Annotated in this window: 1 protein-coding gene; it reads right to left on the bottom strand. The window is 69.6% G+C overall.

All coding sequences use genetic code 11. The annotated features are described in order from the left end of the window. Window positions 1-6887 (bottom strand): amino acid adenylation domain-containing protein (locus AC1D1G_RS39290; RefSeq protein ID WP_477956293.1); only part of this gene is annotated, 6887 nt, incomplete at both ends.

Here is a 6887-nt window from a genome sequence, read left to right as displayed (position 1 = left end):
CTGCACCTCGATCCGCCACTGCGGCTCGGCACCGAGGAGACGCGCCCGCAGCATGTCGTGGTGATCCACGACGGCCGCGATCGTGCGCTTCAGCAGTGTCTCGTCGGCCGCGGCGGGCAGGGACAGCAGCGCGGTCTGGGTGTAGCGGCGGAAGTCGCCGCCGCGTTCGAGCAGCCACGCGGTGATCGGGGTGACCGGCATCTCGCCGATCCCGCCGCCCGGMAGTTCGTCGAGGACCACCACGTCGGCGGCGCCCGCCCAGGAGGCGGCCTCGGCGAGCGTGGCAACGGTCTTGGCCTCGAACACGTCCCGCGGGGTGAGCACCACGCCGGCGGCCTTCGCCCGGGCCACCAACTGGATCGACATGATGCTGTCGCCGCCGAGTGCGAAGAACGAGTCGTCCACACCCACCGATTCCAGACCGAGTACCTCGGCGAACAGACCGGCAAGGACGGTTTCCATCTCCGTGGCCGGGGCGCGGCCCGCCGACACCCGGGCCCCGAAGTCGGGTTCCGGCAACGCGCGGCGGTCGAGTTTGCCGTTGCTCGTCAACGGCAGTGCGTCGAGCACCACCAGGGTGGCGGGCACCATGTACGAGGTGAGCTGGGTGCCGACGAACTCGAGCGCGGACGACACCTCGACGGTGGCGCCGGATTCCGGAACCACGTAGCCGATCAGCCGGTGACCGCCGTGCCCGTCGTCGCGGGTGAGGACGACGGCCTGGGCGATGCCGCGGTACCGGAGCAGCGCGGATTCGATCTCGCCGAGTTCGATGCGGAAACCACGGATCTTGACCTGGAAGTCGCTGCGGCCCAGGTACTCGAGCTGGCCGTCGGTGTTCCAGCGCGCCAGGTCACCCGTGCGGTACATCCGGGCCCCGGGCCGGAGCGGGTCGGCCACGAACCGGGTCGAACTGAGCCCGGCCCGGCCGAGGTAGCCGCGGGTCACCTGGTCACCCGACACGTACATCTCCCCGATGGTGCCCGGGGGAACCGGGTGCAGGCGCCGGTCGAGGACGTGGACGTGCAGCCCGGCGATTCCGCGGCCGATCACGCTGGCCGACGCGGACTCGGCGAATTCGCGGTCGAGCGCGAGGTAGCTGACGTGGACCGTCGTCTCGGTGATGCCGTACATGTTCACCAGCGTCGGGGCGGAGTCGTCGTGCCGCGAGTACCAGCGGCCGAGCTGTCCGAGGTCGAGCGCCTCACCACCGAAGATCACGTACCGCAGGGCCAGTGCCGCCGCGTTCACGTCGATCTCCGAGACGATGCGGTCGGTCTCGGCGAGCTGGTAGAACGCGGTCGGGGTCTGGTTGAGTACGGTGACCTGCTCGTTCCGCAGGAGTTCGTGGAACATTTCCGGCGACCGCGCCGTGTAGTAGTCGACGACGACGAGTCGGCCGCCATAGAGCAGCGGACCCCACAGCTCCCACACGGAGAAGTCGAACGCGTACGAGTGGAACATCGTCCACACGTCGTTCTCGTCGAACCCGTACAGCGGCTGCGTGTTCGCGAACAGCGTCAGCACGTTGCGGTGCGAGACGACCACGCCCTTGGGGCGGCCCGTCGACCCGGAGGTGTAGATGACGTACGCCACCGACGCGGAGTCGAGCGGCGCCAGCCGGTCGGCGTCGGTGATCGTCGCCGGCGACTGCTGCGCGAGGTCGGCGGTGGTCTCGGGGTCGTCGAGCAGGATCGCCGGGGYCTCCGAATCCGGCAGGGCGGAGACGTCCCCCGTGGTGGTGATGACACAGTTCGGTGCGGCGTCCTCGAACACGAACGCCAGCCGGTCCGCCGGGTAGGTGATATCGACGGGCAGGTAGCCGCCGCCGGTCTTGATCACCGCCAGCAGGGCGATGATCAGATCGCAGGTGCGTGGAAGCGCCACGGCCACCAGCGTTTCCGGCCCCACTCCCTGGGAGATGAGCAGGCGGGCCAGCCGGTTCGACCGGGCGTCGAGCTCCGCGTACGTCAGTGCCACGTCCTCCGACGTCACGGCCGTGGCGTCGGGGAACCRGGCCACGCTCTGGGCGAACCGGTCCGCGAGGGTGTCGGTGCCCGCGTCGAGTCCGGCGGTGTTCCATTCGGTCGCCATCGCCGACCGCTCGGCGGCGTCGGTGATCACGATGTCCCCGACCGGGGCCAGYGGGTCGGAGGTGACGGCACCGAGGATGCGCAGGAACCGGTCGGCGAACGTCCGGACGGTGCCGGCGTCGAACAGATCGGTGGCGAAGATGAACGACGCGGCGATACCCGACGCCACCCCGTCCGCGTCGAATCCTTCCTCGACGCTGAGCTGCAGGTCGAACTTGGCGACCTCGAGATCGAAATCGACGGCGGCCGCGGTCAGTTCCGGGAGCTCGAGCCGCGGCGTCTCGTTGTTCCGGAACTCGAGCAGCGCCTGGAACAGCGGCGAGTGCGCGGTGGAGCGCTCCGGCGCGAGAACGTCGACGAGCCGCTCGAACGGCAGGTCCGAATGGTGGAACGCGGCCAGGTCGGTGGCCCGCACCTGATCCATCAGGGCGCCGAAACCCGCCGCCGGGTCGACAGCGCTCCGCAGCACCAGGGTGTTGACGAACATGCCGACCATGTCGTCGAGTGCCGCGTCACCGCGGCCGGCGATGGGTGTGCCGACCGCGATGTCCTCGGTCGACGAGAGCGCCGACAGCAGCACCGACAGGGCCGCGTGGACGGCCATGAACATGGTGGAGTTGTGCTTGCGCGCCAACGCCGCCAGCGCCCGGTGCACGTCCGCCGGAATCGTGAAGTCGACCTGCGCACCGCGGAACGACTGCTGGACCGGCCGCGCCCGGTCGGTGGGCAGCTGCAGGAGTTCGGGCAGGTCGGCCAGCTGATCCGTCCAGTACCGGAGTTGCTGGGAGATCAGCGATTCGGCGTCGCTCTCGTCGCCCAGCAGTTGCAGCTGCCACAGGGTGTAGTCGGCGTACTGCACCGACAGTGGGTTCCACTGCGGTGCGCTCCCCGCGATGCGGGCGGCGTACGCGGTCATGACGTCCCGGGCGAGCGGGGTGAGCGAGAACCCGTCGGCGCAGATGTGGTGCACCACGATGACGAGCACGTGGTCGTCGGGGGCGAGTGCGAACAGCGCCGACCGCATCGGCACGTCGGCCGTCACGTCGAAGCCGGCGGTCGCGAGACCGGCGATGTGCTCCCTCAGTTCGTCCTCGGACACCTCGACGATCTCGAGGTTCGGCGTCCACTGACCCGGCGAGAGGACCACCTGGGTCGGTTCGCCGTCGTGGGACGGGAACACGGTCCGCAACGATTCGTGGCGGACGAAGACGTCCGTCACCGCCGCGCGCAGCGACTCCACGTCCAGGTGACCGGTCAGCCGCACGGCCAGGGGAATGTTGTAGGCCGCCGACGACGTGTCGAACTGGTTGAGGAACCACATCCTCTTCTGCGCCAGGGACACCGGCACGTGCGCGGGCCGCGGCATCGGGCCCAGCGGGATCCGGACGTGGGCGCCGTCCTGCGCGGGTGCGAATGCCGTCGACTCGATGAGGCGGGCCAGCTGATGGATCGTCGGCGCCTCGAACAGGGTGCGGACACCGATGTCGGTGTCCAGTTCCGCGGTCAGGCGCGCGGCGACACGGGTCGCGATCAGCGAGTTTCCGCCGATGTCGAAGAAGTTGTCGTCGATGCCGACCCGTTCGATGCCCAGGACGGTGGTGATGACGTCGGCGATCGTGTGTTCGAGGACCGTCGACGGCGGCCGGAAGTCGTCCGACGTGGGCAGGAACTGCGGTTCGGGCAGCGCTGCCCGATCGAGCTTGCCGACGGGGGTGAGCGGGATCTCGTCCAGGATCATGATGCTGGACGGCACCATGTGTGCGGGCAGCAGGTTCGCCGTCCACTCCTTCAGTTCCGGCGGTTCCAGTGCCGACTCGGTCTCCGGCAGCACGTAGGAGACGAGTACGGTGTCGCCGGCGGGGCCGGGACGCCCGAGGGTGACGGCGAACGCCACGGACGAATGCGCGGCGAGCGCGCTGTCGATGTCGCCGAGCTCGATGCGGAACCCGCGGATCTTCACCTGGAAGTCGGTGCGGCCCAGGTATTCGACCGTGTGATCGGACCGCCACCGCGCGAGGTCGCCGGTGCGGTACATCCGGTCGCCCGGCCCGCCGTAGGGGTTGGCGACGAACCGCTCGCTGGTCAGCCCGGCGCGTGCATGATAGCCGCGGGCCAGGCCCTCACCGGAGATGTAGAGCTCGCCGGCGACGCCGACGGAGACCGGTTGCAGCCGCGAGTCGAGAATCACCTCGGAGACGCCGCGGACGGGGGCACCGATGGTGACCGTCTCCCCCGCCTGCAGGTGGTCGCTGAGGTTGCTCATGATGGTGGTCTCGGTGGGACCGTAGCCGTTGTACATGGTGCGGCCCGGCGCCCAGCGGGTCACCAGTTCCGGCGGGACCGCCTCGCCGCCGGCGACCACGTTCTGGAACACGTCGAGCCCCTCGGGGTCGACGGAGGCCAGCGCCGCGGGGGTGACGAACCCGTGGGTGACGCTCTCGCTGCGGATCAACTCCGCGAGTTCCTCGCCGCCGTACACGGACGGCGGCACGATCACCATGGTCGCGCCGACGGCGAACGACAGCAGGTATTCGAGGACCGAGGCGTCGAAGCTCGGTGAGGAGAAGTGCAACGCCCGCGACGTGGAATCGGTCGCGTAGCGGGTCCGCTGCTCCTCGGCGAAATTGTCGAGACCGCGGTGGCTGACCACCACGCCCTTCGGCTTGCCGGTGGAGCCGGACGTGTAGATGACGTACGCCGGGTGTGCGAAGCGCAGGGGCGCGACGCGGTCGTCGTCGGTGACGGTGTCGGTGGACATCGCCCGAACGGCCGTCGCGGTCTCGGCGTCGTCGAGGGTCAGCCAGCTGACCGCGTCGGGGAGCCGGCCGTGGTCGGCGTCCAGGCGGAGACCGAACGTGCACCCGGAATCCGTGACCATGTGCTCGACCCGCTCACGCGGGTAGGTCGGATCGACCGGAACGAACGCCGCGCCGGTCTTGGTGATCGACCAGACCGCCAGGACCGATTCGATGGACCGTGAGATACCCAGGGCCACGATGTCTTCCGGGCCGACGCCGCGGTCGATGAGCAGACGCGCGAGCTGGTTGGACCGTTCGTCCAGTTCCCGGTAGGACATCCGGCGGTCCCCGAACACGAGTGCGGTCGCGTCCCCCGCGGCGGCGGCCGTGTCGGTGAACATCTGCGGCAGTGTTCGCACGGAGCGGCCGGACGGGCCGCGGGCCGGAACCAGTTCGGCCTCCTCGACGTCGGTGAGCAGACGCAGCTGCGCCAGTTTCATCCCGGGATGCTCGGCGAGCGCGATCAGCGCCCGGACGATCCGGTCGCCGATCCGCTCCACGTCGGCCCGGTCGAACAGCTCCTCGACGTACTCGAGCTTCAGCTGCAGGTTCTCGTGCGCCGAGGCGATCAGCGCGAGCGGGTAGTGGGCGGCGTTCGCGCTGTCGTGCACGTCGAGGACGTGCATGCCGGCGATGTCGGTCTGCTCGGTCAGCCCTTCCCGATCGACGGGATACGACTCGAACACGGTCAGCGTGTCGAAACCGGCACCGGGACCGGCCACCGACTGAATGTCCGTCAGTCCGACGTAGTGGTGGTCGAGCAGCGCGGCTTGCTCGCCCTGGATGCGTTCGAGCAACTCCCCCAGCGTTTCCCGCGGGTCGAGAACCACGCGCACCGGCAGGGTGTTGATGAACAGGCCCACCATCGACTCGATCCCCGCGATCTGCGGAGGCCGACCGGACACCGTCCCACCGAAGACCACATCGGAGCGACCGACCAAGCCGCCCAGCACGATTCCCCACGCGGTGCGGATCAGGGTGCTGAGGGTCAGACCGTGCTCGCGTGCGAGCACACTCAGCTGATCGGTCCGGTCGACGTCGAGTTCGACGAGCAGTTCATTGGACTGCGTGTCGCTCTGCACCGACGCGTCGGCGGGCGCGAGCAGCGTCGGCTCCTCCACCCCGGCGAGGGCACGCCGCCACACACCGAGGGAGTCCTCGGTGCTGCGGTGCGACATCCACGCGAGGTAGTCGCGGTACGGGTGCACCCGCGGCAGCGCCGTGGCGTCACCCTCCGTGGCGTACAGGGTCAGGAGGTCGCGGATCAGCAGCGGCATCGACCAGCCGTCGAGCAGGATGTGGTGGTTGGTGATGATCAGGCGCTGCTCGTCCCCACCGATCTGGATCAGCATGAACCGCAACAGCGGCGGGGTGGCCATGTCGAACCCGCGGCGCCGGTCGGCGTCGAGGAGTCGCACGATCTCGGCCTCGCGGCTCTCCGCGTCCAGCCCGGACAGGTCGATCTCCGTCCAGGGCAGCTCGGCGTACCCGTGGATCGCCTGAACCGGGGTGCCGCCCTCGTCGTAGACGAACGACGCCCGCAGGTTCGCGTGCCGGTCGAGCAGGGCCTGCCCGGCCACCCGCATGCGGGACGGCACGGCACCGCGCAGTTCGAGAGTCACCTGCACCGTGTACGAGTCGATCGTCTGATCGGCCAGCAGTGCGTGGAAGAGCAGTCCGGACTGCAGCGGCGACAGCGACCAGATGTCGGACAGCGCCGGGAAGCGCGATTCGATGCGGTCGATGGYGTCCTGGTCGAGGCTGACCAATTCGAGGTCGGACGGGGTCACGCCGCCGGCGTCGGGGCGGGCCGCGTACGTCGTGAGCGCGGTGAGCGCCCGGACCCACAGTTCGGCGAGTTCCCGGACCTCGGCGACGGTCAGGACACCGGCCGCGTACGCCCAGGTGGCGCGCAGCTGCGGCCGGTCCTCCACCTCGGTGGTGACCGCGTTGACGTCGATCGCCGAGGTGACCGGGGTGTCGAGGTCCTGTGCAC

The organism is Rhodococcus sp. P3_B8, assembly GCF_056402775.1.
Note: the sequence above shows the minus strand (reverse complement) of the source record. Positions and strands in the feature narration are given on the sequence as shown.